The sequence below is a fragment of the Streptomyces sp. NPDC029836 genome (genome assembly GCF_055574495.1).
Genome location: NZ_JBVHZI010000013.1, coordinates 62,365 through 78,123, shown reverse-complemented (window position 1 = coordinate 78,123; position 15,759 = coordinate 62,365). Strand labels below are relative to the sequence as shown.

General features: G+C 73.6%; 18 protein-coding genes and 1 pseudogene. 15 read left to right on the top strand and 4 right to left on the bottom strand.

Annotated elements, in window-relative coordinates; all coding sequences use genetic code 11:
* Positions 1-17: 17 nt before the first annotated feature.
* The 7 genes from glmS (at position 18) to ACZ4XJ_RS29925 (ending at position 7,029) form a co-directional block, all read left to right on the top strand.
* Positions 18-1,865, top strand: a complete 1,848-nt coding sequence (glmS, locus tag ACZ4XJ_RS29955) for a glutamine--fructose-6-phosphate transaminase (isomerizing) (RefSeq protein WP_362882690.1) — start codon at positions 18-20, stop codon at positions 1,863-1,865.
* A gap of 26 nt (positions 1,866-1,891) precedes the next feature.
* The gene (locus ACZ4XJ_RS29950) at positions 1,892-2,260 is read left to right on the top strand and encodes a holo-ACP synthase (RefSeq protein WP_362882691.1); all 369 of its coding nucleotides are present in this window, start codon (positions 1,892-1,894) and stop codon (positions 2,258-2,260) included.
* Positions 2,261-2,287: 27 nt separating this feature from the next.
* A complete protein-coding gene (locus ACZ4XJ_RS29945; RefSeq protein WP_362882693.1) occupies positions 2,288-3,700 on the top strand; it encodes an NAD(P)H-hydrate dehydratase in 1,413 nt (470 codons plus the stop codon).
* Between the two features lie 109 nt (positions 3,701-3,809).
* Positions 3,810-4,958, top strand: a complete 1,149-nt coding sequence (alr, locus tag ACZ4XJ_RS29940; RefSeq protein WP_362882694.1) for an alanine racemase — start codon at positions 3,810-3,812, stop codon at positions 4,956-4,958.
* 17 nt (positions 4,959-4,975) lie between these two features.
* A complete protein-coding gene (locus tag ACZ4XJ_RS29935) occupies positions 4,976-6,163 on the top strand; it encodes an alpha/beta fold hydrolase (protein ID WP_362882696.1) in 1,188 nt (395 codons plus the stop codon).
* Positions 6,120-6,677 carry a tRNA (adenosine(37)-N6)-threonylcarbamoyltransferase complex ATPase subunit type 1 TsaE gene (gene tsaE, locus ACZ4XJ_RS29930; protein ID WP_383989247.1) on the top strand — a complete coding sequence of 186 codons (558 nt, stop codon included), beginning with the start codon at positions 6,120-6,122 and terminating at the stop codon, positions 6,675-6,677. The genes ACZ4XJ_RS29935 and tsaE overlap by 44 nt, the downstream gene beginning before the upstream one ends.
* A gap of 166 nt (positions 6,678-6,843) precedes the next feature.
* Complete coding sequence (locus ACZ4XJ_RS29925) at positions 6,844-7,029, top strand: hypothetical protein (RefSeq protein ID WP_383989097.1); 186 nt, start codon at positions 6,844-6,846, stop codon at positions 7,027-7,029.
* Positions 7,030-7,100: 71 nt separating this feature from the next.
* On the opposite strand, the gene ACZ4XJ_RS29920 is transcribed toward ACZ4XJ_RS29925, so the two are convergent.
* Entirely contained in the window at positions 7,101-7,658 is a 558-nt protein-coding gene (locus ACZ4XJ_RS29920) for a L,D-transpeptidase (RefSeq protein WP_468498018.1), read from the bottom strand.
* Between the two features lie 138 nt (positions 7,659-7,796).
* Between ACZ4XJ_RS29920 and tsaB the strand changes: the two genes are divergently transcribed.
* From tsaB to ACZ4XJ_RS29895, 5 genes are all read left to right on the top strand, one after another.
* A complete protein-coding gene (gene tsaB / locus ACZ4XJ_RS29915) occupies positions 7,797-8,459 on the top strand; it encodes a tRNA (adenosine(37)-N6)-threonylcarbamoyltransferase complex dimerization subunit type 1 TsaB (protein ID WP_468498017.1) in 663 nt (220 codons plus the stop codon).
* A gap of 26 nt (positions 8,460-8,485) precedes the next feature.
* Positions 8,486-8,968 carry a ribosomal protein S18-alanine N-acetyltransferase gene (gene rimI / locus ACZ4XJ_RS29910; RefSeq protein WP_383989250.1) on the top strand — a complete coding sequence of 161 codons (483 nt, stop codon included), beginning with the start codon at positions 8,486-8,488 and terminating at the stop codon, positions 8,966-8,968.
* The gene (gene tsaD / locus ACZ4XJ_RS29905; RefSeq protein WP_362882704.1) at positions 8,961-10,094 is read left to right on the top strand and encodes a tRNA (adenosine(37)-N6)-threonylcarbamoyltransferase complex transferase subunit TsaD; all 1,134 of its coding nucleotides are present in this window, start codon (positions 8,961-8,963) and stop codon (positions 10,092-10,094) included. Before rimI ends, tsaD begins: the two co-directional genes overlap by 8 nt.
* Positions 10,091-10,363, top strand: coding sequence for a hypothetical protein (locus ACZ4XJ_RS29900; protein ID WP_362882706.1), 273 nt, complete (start codon positions 10,091-10,093; stop codon positions 10,361-10,363). Before tsaD ends, ACZ4XJ_RS29900 begins: the two co-directional genes overlap by 4 nt.
* 144 nt (positions 10,364-10,507) lie before the next feature.
* On the top strand, positions 10,508-11,176 hold the full coding sequence (locus tag ACZ4XJ_RS29895; protein ID WP_468498016.1) for a hypothetical protein: 669 nt from the start codon (positions 10,508-10,510) through the stop codon (positions 11,174-11,176).
* A gap of 28 nt (positions 11,177-11,204) precedes the next feature.
* Here the strand turns inward: ACZ4XJ_RS29895 and ACZ4XJ_RS29890 are convergent, their stop codons facing one another.
* Positions 11,205-12,389: a class I SAM-dependent methyltransferase gene (locus ACZ4XJ_RS29890; protein ID WP_468498015.1), complete on the bottom strand. Its 1,185-nt coding sequence runs from the start codon at positions 12,387-12,389 to the stop codon at positions 11,205-11,207.
* Positions 12,390-12,491: 102 nt separating this feature from the next.
* Here ACZ4XJ_RS29890 and ACZ4XJ_RS29885 point away from each other — a divergent pair, with 102 nt between their 5' ends.
* Together ACZ4XJ_RS29885 and ACZ4XJ_RS29880 are read left to right on the top strand one after the other, a co-directional pair.
* Complete coding sequence (locus ACZ4XJ_RS29885; RefSeq protein ID WP_468498014.1) at positions 12,492-13,442, top strand: polysaccharide deacetylase family protein; 951 nt, start codon at positions 12,492-12,494, stop codon at positions 13,440-13,442.
* Entirely contained in the window at positions 13,442-14,329 is an 888-nt protein-coding gene (locus tag ACZ4XJ_RS29880; RefSeq protein WP_468498013.1) for a polysaccharide deacetylase family protein, read from the top strand. The genes ACZ4XJ_RS29885 and ACZ4XJ_RS29880 overlap by 1 nt, the downstream gene beginning before the upstream one ends.
* A 25-nt stretch (positions 14,330-14,354) precedes the next feature.
* Here ACZ4XJ_RS29880 and ACZ4XJ_RS29875 read toward each other — a convergent pair.
* Both ACZ4XJ_RS29875 and ACZ4XJ_RS29870 read right to left on the bottom strand, forming a co-directional pair.
* Positions 14,355-14,579: pseudogene (locus ACZ4XJ_RS29875) on the bottom strand (hypothetical protein); the annotation flags it as partial.
* Positions 14,572-14,706 (bottom strand): hypothetical protein, encoded by a 135-nt coding sequence (locus ACZ4XJ_RS29870; RefSeq protein ID WP_362882713.1) that lies wholly within the window; start codon positions 14,704-14,706, stop codon positions 14,572-14,574. The pseudogene ACZ4XJ_RS29875 and the gene ACZ4XJ_RS29870, both read right to left, overlap by 8 nt.
* 179 nt (positions 14,707-14,885) lie before the next feature.
* Here ACZ4XJ_RS29870 and ACZ4XJ_RS29865 point away from each other — a divergent pair, with 179 nt between their 5' ends.
* Positions 14,886-15,629 (top strand): GntR family transcriptional regulator, encoded by a 744-nt coding sequence (locus tag ACZ4XJ_RS29865; protein ID WP_468498012.1) that lies wholly within the window; start codon positions 14,886-14,888, stop codon positions 15,627-15,629.
* Positions 15,630-15,759 lie beyond the last annotated feature (130 nt).

The following is a 15,759-nucleotide window of genomic DNA, read 5'->3' as shown; positions in this document are numbered from 1 at the left end:
GGCGTACGCTGCCGCCTATGTGCGGAATTGTGGGTTACGTAGGAGCGCAATCGGCGCTCGATGTGGTCATCGCCGGACTGAAGCGGCTGGAGTACCGCGGCTACGACTCGGCGGGCATCGCCGTGCTCGCCGACGGGGAACTCGCCAACGTCAAGAAGGCCGGCAAGCTCGTCAACCTGGAGAAGGAACTCGTCGGGCAGCCCCTGCCGGTCGGCTCCACCGGCCTCGGGCACACCCGGTGGGCCACCCACGGTGGGCCCACCGACGTCAACGCCCATCCCCATCTGGACAACTCCGGCCGGGTGGCCGTCGTCCACAACGGCATCATCGAGAACTTCGCCGAACTGCGCGGCGAACTGACCGAGCGCGGGCACCGGCTGGAGTCCGAGACCGACACCGAGGTCGTCGCGCACCTGCTCGCCGAGCAGTTCGCCGTCCACGGGGACCTCGCCGAATCCATGCGCCGCGTCTGCCGGCGGCTCCAGGGCGCCTTCACCCTGGTCGCGGTGCACGCCGACCAGCCGGACGTCGTCGTCGGCGCCCGCCGCAACTCCCCGCTGGTGGTGGGCGTCGGCGAGGGGGAGAACTTCCTCGCCTCGGACGTCGCCGCCTTCATCGCGCACACCCGCGCCGCGATCGAACTCGGCCAGGACCAGGTCGTCGAACTGCGCCGCGACGGGGTCGTGGTCACCGACTTCGACGGCGCGCCGGCCGAAGTGCGGGCCTACCACGTCGACTGGGACGCCTCCGCCGCCGAGAAGGGCGGCTACGACTACTTCATGCTCAAGGAGATCGCCGAGCAGCCCAAGGCGGTCGCCGACACCCTCCTCGGCCGCATCGACGGCAACGGCCTGCTGACCCTCGACGAGGTCCGCATCCCCACCTCGGTGCTCCGCGAGGTCGACAAGGTCGTCATCGTGGCCTGCGGCACGGCCTACCACGCGGGGATGATCGCCAAGCTCGCCATCGAGCACTGGACCCGCATCCCCTGCGAGACCGAACTCGCCAGCGAGTTCCGCTACCGCGACCCGATCCTCGACCAGCGGACCCTCGTCATCGCGATCTCGCAGTCCGGCGAGACCATGGACACCCTGATGGCGCTGCGGCACGCCCGCGAGCAGGGCGCCAAGGTGCTGGCCGTCTGCAACACCAACGGCTCCACGATCCCGCGCGAATCGGACGCCGTGCTCTACACGCACGCCGGCCCCGAGGTCGCCGTCGCCTCCACCAAGGCGTTCCTGACGCAGCTGGTGGCCTGTTACCTCGTCGCGCTCTACCTCGGCCAGGTCCGCGGCACCAAGTGGGGCGACGAGATCCGGGCGGTGATCCGGGAGCTGTCGGACATCGCCGCCGCCGTGGACACCGTGCTGGAGACGATGGAACCCGTACGGGCCCTCGCGCGCTCCCTCGCCGACAAGAACACCGTGCTGTTCCTCGGCCGGCACGTCGGCTACCCGGTGGCGCTGGAAGGCGCGCTCAAGCTCAAGGAACTCGCGTACATGCACGCCGAGGGCTTCGCGGCGGGCGAGCTCAAGCACGGGCCGATCGCGCTGATCGAACAGGACCTGCCGGTGGTCGTGGTCGTACCGTCCCCGCGCGGCCGGTCCGTGCTCCACGACAAGATCGTGTCGAACATCCAGGAGATCCGGGCCCGCGGGGCGCGCACCATCGTGATCGCGGAGGAGGGCGACGAGGCCGTCGTCCCGTACGCCGACCACCTGATCCGGATCCCGGCGACGCCCACGCTGCTCCAGCCGCTGGTGGCGACCGTGCCGCTCCAGGTGTTCGCCTGCGAACTGGCGACCGCGCGCGGCAACGAGGTCGACCAGCCGCGTAACCTCGCCAAGTCGGTGACCGTGGAGTGAGCGATCAGTAGGGCTGGTTCATTGCTGTGATTGTCGGTGTGGGGATCGACGTGGCCGAGATCGAGCGGTTCGGCGCCGCGCTGGAGCGCACGCCGAACATGGCGCACCGCCTCTTCCTCGAATCCGAGCTGACGCTGCCGAGCGGCGAGCGACGCGGAACCGCCTCGCTCGCCGCCCGCTTCGCCGCCAAGGAAGCCCTCGCCAAGGCCCTCGGCGCGCCCGCCGGGCTGCTGTGGACCGACGCCGAGGTGTACGTGGAGGACACGGGACAGCCCCGGCTGCGGGTGCGCGGCACGGTCGCCGCACGGGCCGCGGCCCTCGGCGTGACGTCCTGGCACATCTCGCTGAGCCACGACGCCGGTATCGCGTCTGCGGTGGTGATCGCCGAGGCCTAGCGCCTTTCCTGGGGCAGGCTGGTGGACATGCGTACTGCTTACAGCGTGGAGACCGTACGGGCCGCCGAGCGGGAGCTGATGGCCCGGTTGCCCGAAGGCGCCCTGATGGCCCGGGCGGCGGCCGGACTGGCCGTCGTCTGCGCGGGCCTGCTCACCCGCCGCCGCGGCCGGGTCTACGGGGCGAAGGTCGTGCTGCTGGTCGGCTGTGGCGACAACGGCGGCGACGCGTTGTACGCCGGCGCCCGCCTGGCCCGGCGCGGCGCCGGGGTGACGGCCGTGCCGATGGACCCGCGGCGGGTGCACCCGGGCGGGCTGGCCGCGCTGCTGGCAGCCGGCGGACGGGTCGCCGACGGCGTTCCGGCGCGGGCGGACCTCGTCGTGGACGGGCTGCTCGGCATCGGCGGCCGCGGCGGGCTGCGACCGGCCGCCGCCGCGCTCGTGGAGCGGGTGCCCGAGGGGGCGCTCGTCGTCGCCGCCGACCTGCCCAGCGGGGTCGACGCGGACACCGGGGAGACGGCCGGCCCGGCCGTCACGGCCGCCGTCACGGTCACCTTCGGGGCGTACAAGCCCGGGCTGCTCATCGACCCGGGGGCCTCGCGGGCCGGCGCCGTACGGCTCGTCGACATCGGGCTGGAGCTGCCCGACCCGGACCTGGAGGCCCTCCAACACGCCGACGTGGCCCGGCTGCTGCCCGCCCCGACGGCGTCCAGCGACAAGTACCGGCGGGGCGTCGTCGGCATCGTCGCCGGGTCCGACCGCTACCCGGGCGCGGCGGTGCTGGCCGTCGCCGGGGCCCTGCGCGGCGGCGCCGGCGCGGTGCGCTACGTGGGGCCGCCGGCCGTCGCGGAGGCCGTGCTCGCCCGGTACCCGGAGACCCTGATCGGCCGCGGCCGGGTGCAGGCGTGGGTGGTCGGGCCGGGCATCGGCGACGGGCGGGGCGCGGACGTCGCCGAGGCCCTGGCCGACCGGGACGCGGCCGTGCTCGTCGACGCCGACGGGCTGCGCGGACTGGACCCGGCCGTGGTCCGCGCCCGCCGGGCGGCGACCCTGCTGACCCCGCACGCGGGCGAGGCCGCGGCCCTGCTCGGGGTGGACCGGGCGGCGGTCGAGGCGGGCCGGCTGGGCTCCGTACGGGCCCTGGCCGCGCGGTACGGGGCGAGCGTGCTGCTGAAGGGGTCGACGACGCTGGTCGCCGCCGACGCGGCCCCCGTACGGGCCAACCCGACCGGGACCCCCTGGCTGGCCACCGCCGGGAGCGGTGACGTGCTGTCGGGGTTGGCCGGATCGCTGCTCGCGGCCGGGCTCGGCGGGGTCGACGCCGGGTCGGTGGCGGCGTACCTGCACGGCCTGGCCGGCCGGCGGGCCGCCGCCGGGGCCCCGGTGACGGCCCACGAGGTGGCGCACGCCCTGCCCGACGCCTGGCGCGACGTCCTGCGCTGACGGGTGCCCGGCCGGTGGGGCGGTGGTTTGCCCCGGAGCGCCGGATTGGCCCCCTGCCGCGGCCGGTGCGGGGCGGGCGGTACGGGGCGGTTCTGAGAGACTGACCCCGATGAACGAGACTCCGACGCGCGTGTACGCCGAGATCGACCTCGACGCAGTACGGGAGAACGTCCGCGCCCTGCGCGCGCGGGCGCCCCGTTCCCGGCTGATGGCCGTCGTCAAGGCGAACGCCTACGGGCACGGGGCCGTCCCCTGCGCCCGCGCGGCCCAGGAGGCCGGCGCCGACTGGCTCGGGACCGCCACCCCCGAGGAAGCCCTCGAACTGCGCGCCGCCGGCATCGGGGGACCCGTCCTGTGCTGGCTGTGGACCCCGGGCGGCCCCTGGCGGGAGGCCATCGAGGCCGACATCGACGTGTCCGTCAGCGCGATGTGGGCCCTGGACGAGGTGCGCGCCGCGGCCCGTGCCGCCGGCCGCCCCGCCCGCGTCCAGCTCAAGGCCGACACCGGCCTCGGCCGGGGCGGCTGCCAGCCGGCCGACTGGGCGGAACTCGTCGGCGCCGCCGTCGCCGCGCAGGCCGAGGGCACCGTCCAGGTCACCGGCGTCTGGTCGCACTTCGCCTGCGCGGACGAGCCCGGCCACCCGTCCATCCAGCTCCAGCTCACCGCCTTCCGCGACATGCTCGCGTACGCGGAGAAGGAGGGCGTGGACCCCGAGGTCCGGCACATCGCCAACTCCCCGGCCACGCTCACCCTCCCCGAGAGCCACTTCGACCTCGTGCGCCCCGGCCTCGCCGTCTACGGCGTCTCGCCCGCGCCCGAACTCGGCACCCCAGCCCAGCTGGGCCTGCGCCCCGCCATGACCGTCAGGGCGTCCGTCGCCCTGGTCAAGACGGTCCCCGCCGGGCACGGCGTCAGCTACGGCCACCACCACGTCACCGCGTCCGACACGACGCTCGCGCTGATCCCCGCCGGGTACGCCGACGGCTTCCCGCGCAACGCCTCCGACGCCGGGCCCGTCCTGGTCGGCGGCCGGATCCACCGGGCGGCCGGGCGGATCGCCATGGACCAGTTCGTCGTCGACCTCGGCTCCGACCCCGCGGCCGCCGAGGTCCGCGCCGGCGACGAGGTCGTCCTGTTCGGCGACGCCGAACGGGGCGAACCCACCGCCGAGGACTGGGCTCGAGCGGCGCATACGATCGGGTATGAGATCGTCACCCGTATCGGAGGCCGGGTCCCCCGGGTGTACCTGGGCGGCTGAGTGAGGACGGCGACGGCATGAGCGAGAACTGGCGCAAGGCCGGCTGGGCCGGCGCGGCCATCGGCGTGCTGGCGGCGGGCGCGGCGGCCGGCGTCGCCGTCGAACGGATCACCGTCGGCCGCGGCCTGCGGATGAAGGCCCGCCTCGCGCTCGACGCGGCCGGCGACTACGGCTCCCTGCGCGGCACCGAGGGCACCTGCCGGGCCGAGGACGGCACCGAGCTGTACTGGGAGAGCGACGAACTGCCCGACGGGCAGGCCCTCGACGACAAGAAGCGGCGCACCCGCCGGCCGGCCGCCCCCGGCGCCACCGTCGTCTTCTGCCACGGTTACTGCCTCGGCCAGGACTCCTGGCACTTCCAGCGCGCCGCCCTGCGCGGGGTCGTCCGCGCCGTCTACTGGGACCAGCGCAGCCACGGCCGCAGCGGGCGCGGCGTCGCCCAGGCCGAAGGCGTGCCCGTGACCATCGAGCAGCTCGGCCGGGACCTGAAGGCCGTCATCGACGCCGCCGCCCCCGAGGGCCCGCTCGTCCTCGTCGGCCACTCCATGGGCGGCATGACCGTCATGGCGCTCGCCGAGCAGTTCCCCGACCTGGTGCGCGAACGCGTCGTCGGGGTGGCGCTCGTCGGCACCTCCGGCGGCCGGCTCGACGAGGTGACGTACGGGCTGCCCGCGTACGGCCTGGGCGCCGTCCGCCGCGTGCTCCCCGGCGTGCTGCGGGCCCTCGGCACGCAGACCGAGCTGGTGGAGCGGGGCCGGCGGGCCACCGCCGACCTCTTCGCGGGCATGATCAAGATGTACTCGTTCGGCTCCCGGGACGTGGACCCCGGCGTCGCCCGGTTCGCCGAGCGGCTGATCGAGGCGACCCCGATCGACGTCGTCGCCGCGTTCTACCCGGCGTTCCAGACCCACGACAAGACGGTCGCGCTCCAGCGGTTCGCGGACGTCCCCGTCACCGTCATCGCCGCGGACCGCGACATGATCACCCCGCCCGAGCACAGTGTGGCCATCAAGGAGACGCTGCCGGCCGCCGAACTGGTGGTCCTGGAGAACACCGGGCACCTGATGATGCTGGAGCGCCCCGAGATCGTGACCGGGCTGCTGACCGACCTGCTGGCGCGCGCGGGGGCCCTGCCCGCAGCGGCTACCGTTGGGACGCATGATGGAAGAAGTACCGCGGGAAGCGCCGCGCAGCCCGGCCGCTGAGGTCCTCGCCGAAACCGCCGCCGAAGCCCTGATCACCGTCGACTCGCCCGCCTCCATGCAGGAGTTGGGCCGCAGGATCGCCGGCCTGCTGCGCCCCGGCGACCTCGTCCTGCTGACCGGCGAACTCGGCGCGGGCAAGACCACCCTGACCCGCGGCCTCGGCGAGGGGCTCGGCGTGCGCGGGGCGGTGACCTCCCCGACCTTCGTGATCGCCCGGGTGCACCCGCCCCTGGCCGACGGACCGGCGCTGGTGCACGTGGACGCGTACCGGCTCGGCGGCGGGCTCGACGAGATGGAGGACCTGGACCTCGACGTCTCGCTGCCCGAGTCCGTCGTCGTCGTCGAGTGGGGCGACGGCAAGGTGGAGGAGCTGTCCGACGACCGGCTGCACGTGGTGATCGGCCGCGCGGTCGGCCACGAGGAGGTCCTGGACGACGTACGCGAGGTCGCGGTGCGCGGCGTCGGCGCGCGCTGGGCCGGCGCGGGGCTGACGGGGCTGGCCGGGCCGCTGTAGGAGCGGCCCGCGCGGCGGGTCCCCGCACCTTCGGGGGACCCGCGCGGAAAAAGGTACCGACAAGTCGTCGGGAAAACATTGCGCCGGCGGTGGGCTGCGTGGTCACATGGTATCCAGCACTGGTTAGGTTTACCTAAGTACGGTGTCCCGGGTCCAGGAGGCAGCCATGTCGGCAGCAGGAGCAGAGCGAGCGTCCGTCGTGCCCATGCGGGTCCTGCTCGCGGCGGGCGCGGCCGCCACGGCGGTCTCGACCCCGCCCTCGTGGCGCGGTCGGGCCCCGGAGGCGCCGCGGGACGGCGCCGCGCCCGCGGCGCACGCGGAACAGGCCGCCCCGGAGTCGGAAGCGGCCTGATACCCACGTACGGGTGAAAACGCGGCGGGAGTCGCCGGGAGCGCCCGGCGGCGCGGTCGGAAGGCGTCGGGTCAGGGAACGACGACGATCTTCGCGCCGATCGTCGCGAACGCCCACATCGCGTCGCCGTCGGCGCGCGCCATGCGGATGCCGCCGGTCCTCTTCCCCGCGTCCGGCGCCGGCGTCGCACCGTCCACGCGGGCGCTGAAGCCCACCGCGATGCCGTCGCTGCTGGTGAACCGCACCACGTGCTCGATCGGCACCCCGTCGGTGCCGGTGACCGAACCCGAGCGCGAGGTGACGGCGTAGCTGCCGGGCGGCGGGTTCACCGTGCTCGGCATCACCGTGAAGGTCCGCGGCTCCGCGCCGCCCTCCGTGACCAGCCAGACCCGCTTCTGGGCCAGCGAGTACACGACGCGCGCACCGGCCCCGGAGTCGGCCGGCAGGGCCCCCGGCTTCGCCGGCTGCGGGGCCTGCGCCTGGTCGGGGGCGGGCGTCGCCGGAGCGGACGGGGCCGCCTTCGGGGGGAGCGCGGGTGCGGTCGCCGAGGCCTGGTAGCCGAGGAACCCGACGGCGGCGATCGCCGCGACCGTGAGCCCGGCCACGATTCCCGAGCTGCTGCGTGCCACCTTGCTCCACCTCTCCGCGCCTGTGTGTGGACCTGCGTCCGGATCCGGGGTGCGATGACCCCGGTCGAAAGGTAGCAGCAGGACCGTCCGACGCCCCGGCCGCAAGGCCCGGGGGCCCGGGAGTCGTAGGCTGTTCGCGTGCTCTTGCTCGCTGTAGATACCGCCACGCCCGCCGTCACCGTCGCCCTGCACGACGGGGAGTCCGTCCTCGCCGAATCGAACCAGGTCGACGCCCGCCGTCACGGGGAGCTCCTGCTGCCCTCCGTCGACAAGGTCCTCGCCGAGGCCGGGGTGAAGCTCGAAGCCGTCACCGGCATCGTCGTCGGCGTCGGCCCCGGCCCCTACACCGGGCTCCGCGTCGGCCTCGTCACCGCCTCCACCTTCGCCTCCGTCCTCGGCGTCCCGGTCCACGGCCTGTGCACCCTCGACGGACTCGCGTACGCCGCGGGCGCCGCCGGCATCGAGGGCCCCTTCACCGTCGCCACCGACGCGCGGCGCAAGGAGGTCTACTGGGCCCGGTACGAGGACCCCCGCACCCGGACCGGCGAGCCCGCCGTGGACCGCCCGGCCGACATCGCCGAGCGCGTCGCCGGACTGCCCGCCGTGGGCCAGGGCGCCCACCTCTACCCCGAGGTGTTCACGGACGCCCGCGCCCCCGAACACCAGTCGGCCGCCTCCCTCGCGGCGCTGGCCACCGAACGGCTCGCGGCGGGCGCGGAGTTCCTCCCGCCCACCCCGCTCTACCTGCGCCGGCCCGACGCCCAGGTGCCCAAGAACTACAAGGTGGTCACCCCGAAGTGACCCCCGAGACCCCCGCGCTGCGCGAGATGCGCTGGTGGGACATCGACCCGGTGCTGGAGCTGGAACACGAGCTCTTCCCCGACGACGCCTGGTCCGCCGGCATGTTCTGGTCCGAACTCGCCCACGCGCGCGGCCCGCAGGCCACCCGCCGCTACGTCGTCGCCGAGGACCCGGCGACCGGCCGGCTCGCCGGCTACGCCGGGCTGGCCTCCGCCGGTGACCTGGCCGACGTACAGACCATCGCGGTCGCCCGCGAGCAGTGGGGCACCGGCCTCGGCGCCCGGCTGCTGTCCGAACTGCTGCGCGCCGCGACCGCCTTCGAATGCGCCGAGGTGCTGCTGGAGGTCCGGGTCGACAACACCCGCGCCCAGCGGCTCTACGAGCGCTTCGGCTTCGAACCGATCGGCTTCCGCCGGGGCTACTACCAGCCCGGGAACGTCGACGCGCTCGTGATGCGACTGACCGACCCCGCACAAGCACGAACTGAGAGCAGTGAGAGCAATGGCTGACGAACCTCTCGTCCTCGGCATCGAGACCTCCTGCGACGAGACCGGCGTCGGCGTCGTCCGCGGCACGACCCTGCTCGCGGACGCGATCGCGTCGAGCGTCGACGAGCACGCCCGCTTCGGCGGCGTCGTGCCCGAGGTCGCCTCCCGGGCCCACCTGGAGGCCATGGTCCCGACCATCGAGCGCGCCCTGAAGGAGGCGGGCGTCAGCGCCCGCGACCTCGACGGCATCGCGGTCACCGCCGGACCGGGCCTCGCGGGGGCGCTGCTGGTGGGCGTCTCCGCGGCGAAGGCGTACGCCTACGCCCTCGGCAAGCCGCTCTACGGGGTCAACCACCTCGCTTCGCACATCTGCGTCGACCAGCTGGAGCACGGGCCGCTGCCCGAGCCGACCATGGCGCTGCTGGTGTCCGGCGGCCACTCCTCGCTGCTGCTGGCCCCGGACATCACCTCCGACGTCCGGCCGCTCGGCGCGACCATCGACGACGCCGCCGGCGAGGCCTTCGACAAGATCGCCCGGGTGCTCCAGCTCGGCTTCCCCGGCGGTCCGGTCATCGACCGGCTCGCCCGCGAGGGCGACCCGAAGGCGATCAACTTCCCGCGCGGTCTGACGGGGCCGCGCGACGCGGCGTACGACTTCTCCTTCTCCGGCCTCAAGACGGCCGTCGCCCGCTGGATCGAGGCGAAGCGGAAGGCGGGCGAGGAGGTGCCGGTGCGGGACGTGGCCGCCTCCTTCCAGGAAGCGGTGGTGGACGTGCTGACCCGCAAGGCGATCCGCGCCTGCAAGGACGAGGGCGTCGACCACCTGATGATCGGCGGCGGCGTCGCCGCCAACTCCCGGCTCCGCTCGCTCGCGCAGGAACGCTGCGACGACGCGGGGATCATCCTGCGCGTGCCGCGGCCCAAGCTGTGCACGGACAACGGCGCGATGGTCGCGGCGCTGGGCGCCGAGATGGTCAAGCGGAACCGACCGGCCTCGGACTGGGACCTGTCCGCCGACTCCTCGCTGCCGGTGACCGAACCGCACGTCCCGGGGGAGTCCCACGGTCACGGCCACGCGGCCGGGCACGGCCACGGCCACGATCATGACCACGTGCACGAGCTGAGCAAGGACAACCTGTACTCGTGAGCACCGTCGCGCTGATGTGGGAGGCCCGGGCCGCCGAGGGCCGGGGCAACGAGCTGCTGGAGTGGGCCCGCGCGCAGGTGCTGGCCCGGGAACCGGTGCGCCGCGAGGTGCTGCGGGCCGGCCAGGACCGGGTGCTCGTCATCACCTGGTGGGAGGCCGCCGAGGGCACGGCCGCGGACCTGCCGCAGCTGCCGGAGCCGGCCGACGACCTGATCACGCGGGCCGTGCACCGGTGGCGGTTCGAGTCGGTGGAGGTCACGGGCGGCTGAGGGCCGGCCGGTCGGGGCGGGCGGCTCGGGGCGTGCGGGGTCGGGGCTTCCGGGCCAGGGCCTTCGCCCGGCGGCCGGCGCCCGGCGGCCGGAGCGCGGGTCGAACGGGGCTCCGCCGGGGCTGTATCGGCGGACGCTATCGTCATGTCCATGCCTCCCCGTGACCTCCCGCCCCCGCCGCCGCCCGCGCACCTGCGCGAGTGGCTGGACGAGGACGCCGTACGGGCCGACCGTGCGCGGTTCCTGGCGGACCTGAGCCGGCGCAGCCTGGGCCTGGAGCGGCTGCTGCTGCTCTGGGCCGTCGCCGCGCTGTTCGTGATCGGCTGGACCTTCGTCGGCATGGCCGTCGCCGCCTTCGCGTCCGGCGACCCGCTCTCGTGCTTCTTCGGGTTCGTCTTCGGCCTGATCGGGCTGGGCGTGCTGGTACCGGCCGGGTCCTGGTTCGTCCGCGGGTTCCGGCAGGAGCGGCAACTCAGCCGGTTGCTGTGGGCCTGGGTCGAAGCGGTACGGGACCCCGCCGCCCGCGCCGGCGGGCTGCGCGCGCCCGGGCGGAGCCTGGTGTGGCTGGCCGGCTCGCTCGCCCTGGGGGTGACCGGGCTCTGGGTGGCCTTCGGGGCCGCGGCCGCGGCGCGGCCGGGGGAGCACACGTACGGCGAGGTCGGCTACTTCATGGGCCTCGGCATGATCCTGTGGATCACCGGCCTGCTGGGGCTGGCCCGGGCGGGCGTGCACCACCACCGACTGGCCCGCTCCGGTCGCCCCGTACGGGCGGCCCGCCAGGCCCTGCCGGTGCTCCGGGACACCGCGTACTGACGGCTCCCGGCGGGGGCGGCGGTCCGCCTCAGGCGTCCGGGGGCTGGGCGGGGGAGCCGATCAGCATCGAGGGGGCTCCCGCCACCCGCGTCAGGAACACGGTCGCGGAGTTCGGCCCCTGCGGCTTCACCTTCTTGCGCAGTTCCTCCGGCTCGACGGCCGACCCGCGCTTCTTCACGGTCAGGACGCCGACCCCGCGCTCGCGCAGCAGGGCCTTCAGCTTCTTGAGGCCGAACGGCAGCACGTCGGTGATCTCGTACGCCGTCGCGTACGCCGTCGGGCGCAGCTCGTCGGCGGTGACGTAGGCGATGGTCGGGTCGATCAGCCGACCGTCCAGTTCCTCGGCCACCTCGGCGACGAGGTGGGCACGGATGACGGCCCCGTCCGGCTCGTAGAGCCAGCGCCCGACCGGGCCGGCTTCCGGGTCGGGAAGCGGGTCGGTGGTGTGCAACCGGCGCGGGCCGGGCAGCAGGGTGGCCCGTACGGTGCCGGGAGCGGTCCCGAACCACAGGACGGCCTCCTTCACGTCCCCGTGGTCGGAGATCCACTCCGCCTCGGCCTCCGCGGGCACCGCCTCGTGCGGAATGCCGGGGGCGACCTTGAGGGCCGCGTACTTCGCCGTCCGGGCCGTGGCCACGGCCCAGGACAGCGGCGGCGAGTACGACTCCGGGTCGAAGACGCGGCCGCGGCCGCCGCGGCGCGCGGGGTCGATGAACACGGCGTCGTACGCGGACACGTCCACGTCCGTCACGTCCGCCTCCCGGACCTCGATCAGGTCCGCCAGCCCCAGCGCCTCGGCATTGGCCCGCGCGACGGCCACCGTCAGCGGGTCGATGTCCACCGCCAGCACCCGGATCCCGAGCCGGGCCAGGGCGAGGGCGTCCCCGCCGATGCCGCAGCACAGGTCCGCGACGCTGCGTACGCCGAGCTCCGCGAGCCGGTTCGCGCGGTACGCGGCGACCGGCGCGCGGGTGGCCATCTCGCCGCCGCCGGGCGTGAAGTACATCCGGAACGCGTCCTCGGCCCCGAACTTCGCCACCGCCCGCTGCCGCAGCCTGGCCTGCCCCAGCGCGGCCGACACCAGGGGGGCGGGGTGCTCGCGGCGCAGCCGGGTGGCGAGGGCCAGCTCCTGGGCGGGGTCGTGGTCGCGGAGCGAGTCGAGGAGGGCGTGGCCCTCGGGGGTGAGGAGCGCGGCGAAGTCTTCGGGGGTCACCGCACCATTGTGGGCCAGTCGGTGGAAGGGGGGAGGCCGGCCGTGGTGTCGGCCGGGGTGTCGGCTCGGGCGGGCGGTTGCCCGATGTAAAGATCCGCAGCTATGCAGCTAGTACGACAAAAGGGAAAGACTGCGCACATGGGTCACCGGTCCGCGGCACGTCCGCGCGGCCGGTACGGGGTGGCCGCGGCCGCGCTGCTGGTGGCCGCCCTCGGAACGGGATGCGGCGCCGGGGAGCAGGAGACGCCCGCCAAGTCCAAGCCCGCCAAGGGCGCCGAGGTGGGGACCGGAGCGGCGGGCGCGGCCGGCAGCGTCGCCGACCGGCTCAAGGCCGCCCAACAGGCCCGGATCGCCGCCGCGAAGCGGTGGGGCCTGGCCAAGCCGCCCCTCGTCGCCCCGCCGGGGCCGAAGGAGAAGCCGGAGATCACCACCCGCGACGGCTTCGAGGTCGAGGACCAGGAGGAGCTCCCGCCCGTCTTCACGACGGTCCCGACGGAGGACAAGGTCGTCTTCCTGACGGTCGACGACGGCGCCGAGAAGGACCCCGAGTTCATCAGGATGATGAAGGAGCTGAAGATCCCGTACACGGCCTTCCTCAGCGACTACATCGTCCGCGACAACTACCCCTACTTCAAGGAGATGCAGGCCGCCGGCGTCACCTTGAACAACCACACCCTCAACCACCGCTACATGCCGGCGCTCTCGTACGAGAAGCAGCGCCAGGAGATCTGCGGCCAGCAGGACACCATCCAGAAGACGTTCGGCAAGCGGCCCACGCTCTTCCGCCCGCCGTACGGCAACTACAACCAGGACACGCTCATGGCGGCGAAGTCCTGCGGCATCAAGGCCGTTCCGCTGTGGAACGCCGAAGCCTTCCCGAACCGGATGGACTACCGGGAGTGGGACCGCGACCTGCACCCCGGTGACATCATCCTGACCCACTTCCGGGGACGGGAGGACTGGAAGGGCACGATGCCTGACATGATCCGTCATGCCATGAAGACGATCACGGACAAGGGGTACGCCGTGGCCCGCCTGGAGGACTACCTGTGATGTGCGCGCGCCGGTTGCTGGCCGGGACGCTGATGGCCGGCGCGCTCGCGCTTTCCCTGTCGGGGTGCGGGAACAGCGTGGATCCCATCGAACGGCTCGGCCGCAAGGCCACCCAGGACGGGGCGACCCCCACGGCCTCCCCGTCCGTCGGGGCCTCCCCCTCCGCGGGGGCCTCCTCGTCCACCCGTTCCTCGGACGAGGCGTACCGCAAGTGGGGGCTGACCGCCCCCGTCCAGTACGCCCCCAAGCCGGAGCGCAAGCCCCCACTGCCCAAGGCCGAACCGGGCAAGGCGGCGGTCGTCGACCGAATACCCGTCGCGCCGCACGAGAAGGTCGTCTTCCTGACCTTCGACGACGGCGCGGAGAAGGACCCCGAGTTCCTGAGGATGGCAGCCGACCTCCAGCTGCCGATCAGCATGTTCCTCACCGACAACGTGGCCGCCGCGGACTACGGACACTTCGAGAAGCTCCGCGACAACGGCTCCGGCAGCACGGTGAACAACCACACCCTGACGCACCCGAACCTGCGGACCCTGCCCTTCGCGGCGCAGAAGCGGGAGATATGCGGCCAGCAGGACCGCCTGCAGCAGCGCTTCGGCCAACGCCCGCCGCTCTTCCGCCCGCCGTTCGGCAACTACAACGACGACACGCTCAAGGCCGCGGCCGAGTGCGGCATCTCCTCGGTCGTCCTGTGGCGCGCGTCGATGCAGATCAACAACTTCCAGTACGCCGAGGGCTCCGCCCTCCGGCCGGGCGACATCGTCCTGGCCCACTTCCGCGGCCCGTCGGAACTCAAGGGCGCGACGGAAACCCAGATGGCCACGCGCATGCTCCGCAGCATCCAGGAACAGGGCTACCGCATAGGGCGGTTGGAGGACTGGTTGTAGGGCGGGGGTGGGGGTACGGGGACGGCGTCCGCGGCCGGCCATCGGCGGGCTGGACGTTGTCGATCGCTGTAGTGAACTCGCGGCCTGACGCAGCGCGGATGTAGGCCAGCTGCATCCAGTGATCGCGCAGGGGCGAGTCCGAGACGTTCTCATTTACCACGGCCATCAGCTCTCCCTCGACGCCGGAGGCGACGTCGCGTACGCGGTGGCGTAGAAGTCGATGCGCCACGTCTTCGTAGCGCTCATTCATCGGGCACTCCCTCAAAGGTGTCGAGGAAGCGCTCCCAGCCGGCCGGCGCCCGGTCAAGCAGTTCCGTGCTGGGCTCGGTCAATGCTGGAACGTCGTTGGCGTTCGGTTCGACAGGATTCGGGCGCATGCGCATCACTCCTCGATCTGAGACCACCCTCGCGAGGGTCTCTCTAGAGAGGTGACCATTGCAGCCGATCCAGCCTCCCGACGTCAATACATCTCTAGAGATGTTGCCGTGAGGGGGTCAGCGCGAGGTCCTACCCCTGGCCTTAGGGTGTCTAGAGAGGAAAGGGAGTGATCGGGGCGATGGCCAGTCAGCCGAAGTACCGGCGGATCGCCGATGCGCTGAGGGCGGGCATTGAGGCGGGCGAGTACGGGCCGGGGGACCGGCTGCCGGGTGAGAACGACCTCATGGCCGCCTACGACGTCGCTCGGATGACCGCGCGTCAGGCTCTCGGCGTACTTCAGAACGAAGGGCTCGTCGAGGCGCGGAAGGGTGCAGGCGTCTTCGTCCGCACGTTCAGGCCGCTACGACGACGTGGCGTTCAGCGGTTGGCGCAGCAGGAGTGGGGTTCGGGCCGGTCCGTCTGGTCCACCGACACCGAAGACCGCGAGCTCATCGTCGATCGGATCGAGGTGCGGGAGGAAGAAGCCGGCAGCCGCATCGCCGAAGCTCTCGACGTGCCGGTGGGGTCCAGGGTCTGGGCTCGTGGACGCCGCTTCGTGCTCGATGGGAAACCGGTGCTGTTCGCGACGTCGTACCTGCCGTCGGACGTGGTCGCCGGCTCCGCCATCACCGGGATCGACACCGGCCCGGGCGGAACGTACGCGAGGTTGGCCGAGCTGGGGCACGGACCCGTTCGTTTCCGGGAGGAGATCCGCTCCCGCATGCCTTCGGCCGACGAGGCCGAGCGGCTCGCGCTCGCCATGGGTACGCCCGTCATCCGGATCGTCCGCACCGCGTTCGCCGAGGACGGGCGCGCGGTCGAGATCAACGAGATGACGCTGGACTCCGCGTCCTACGTCTTGGAGTACGACTTCGACGCGTAGGGCGGCGTACGGTGCGGGGGCGGGCCCCCGGGACCGCGGGCCCCCCCCCCGCCCCCCCGGGGGGCGGGGGGGGCCCCGGGGGGGGGCCCCCCCCCCCACCCCCACCCCCACCAAGGGGGGGGTAGAGGTG

What these genes read in the sequence shown, in the direction of transcription:
- glmS (WP_362882690.1), top strand. Translation starts at nt 18, where the DNA reads ATGTGCGGAATTGTGGGTTACGTAGGAGCGCAATCGGCGCTCGATGTG.
- ACZ4XJ_RS29945 (WP_362882693.1), top strand. Translation starts at nt 2,288, where the DNA reads ATGCGTACTGCTTACAGCGTGGAGACCGTACGGGCCGCCGAGCGGGAG.
- alr (WP_362882694.1), top strand. Translation starts at nt 3,810, where the DNA reads ATGAACGAGACTCCGACGCGCGTGTACGCCGAGATCGACCTCGACGCA.
- ACZ4XJ_RS29935 (WP_362882696.1), top strand. Translation starts at nt 4,976, where the DNA reads ATGAGCGAGAACTGGCGCAAGGCCGGCTGGGCCGGCGCGGCCATCGGC.
- tsaE (WP_383989247.1), top strand. Translation starts at nt 6,120, where the DNA reads ATGGAAGAAGTACCGCGGGAAGCGCCGCGCAGCCCGGCCGCTGAGGTC.
- ACZ4XJ_RS29925 (WP_383989097.1), top strand. Translation starts at nt 6,844, where the DNA reads ATGTCGGCAGCAGGAGCAGAGCGAGCGTCCGTCGTGCCCATGCGGGTC.
- rimI (WP_383989250.1), top strand. Translation starts at nt 8,486, where the DNA reads ATGCGCTGGTGGGACATCGACCCGGTGCTGGAGCTGGAACACGAGCTC.
- tsaD (WP_362882704.1), top strand. Translation starts at nt 8,961, where the DNA reads ATGGCTGACGAACCTCTCGTCCTCGGCATCGAGACCTCCTGCGACGAG.
- ACZ4XJ_RS29895 (WP_468498016.1), top strand. Translation starts at nt 10,508, where the DNA reads ATGTCCATGCCTCCCCGTGACCTCCCGCCCCCGCCGCCGCCCGCGCAC.
- ACZ4XJ_RS29885 (WP_468498014.1), top strand. Translation starts at nt 12,492, where the DNA reads ATGCAGCTAGTACGACAAAAGGGAAAGACTGCGCACATGGGTCACCGG.
- ACZ4XJ_RS29880 (WP_468498013.1), top strand. Translation starts at nt 13,442, where the DNA reads ATGTGCGCGCGCCGGTTGCTGGCCGGGACGCTGATGGCCGGCGCGCTC.
- ACZ4XJ_RS29870 (WP_362882713.1), bottom strand. Translation starts at nt 14,706, where the DNA reads ATGCGCCCGAATCCTGTCGAACCGAACGCCAACGACGTTCCAGCATTG.
- ACZ4XJ_RS29865 (WP_468498012.1), top strand. Translation starts at nt 14,886, where the DNA reads ATGGCCAGTCAGCCGAAGTACCGGCGGATCGCCGATGCGCTGAGGGCG.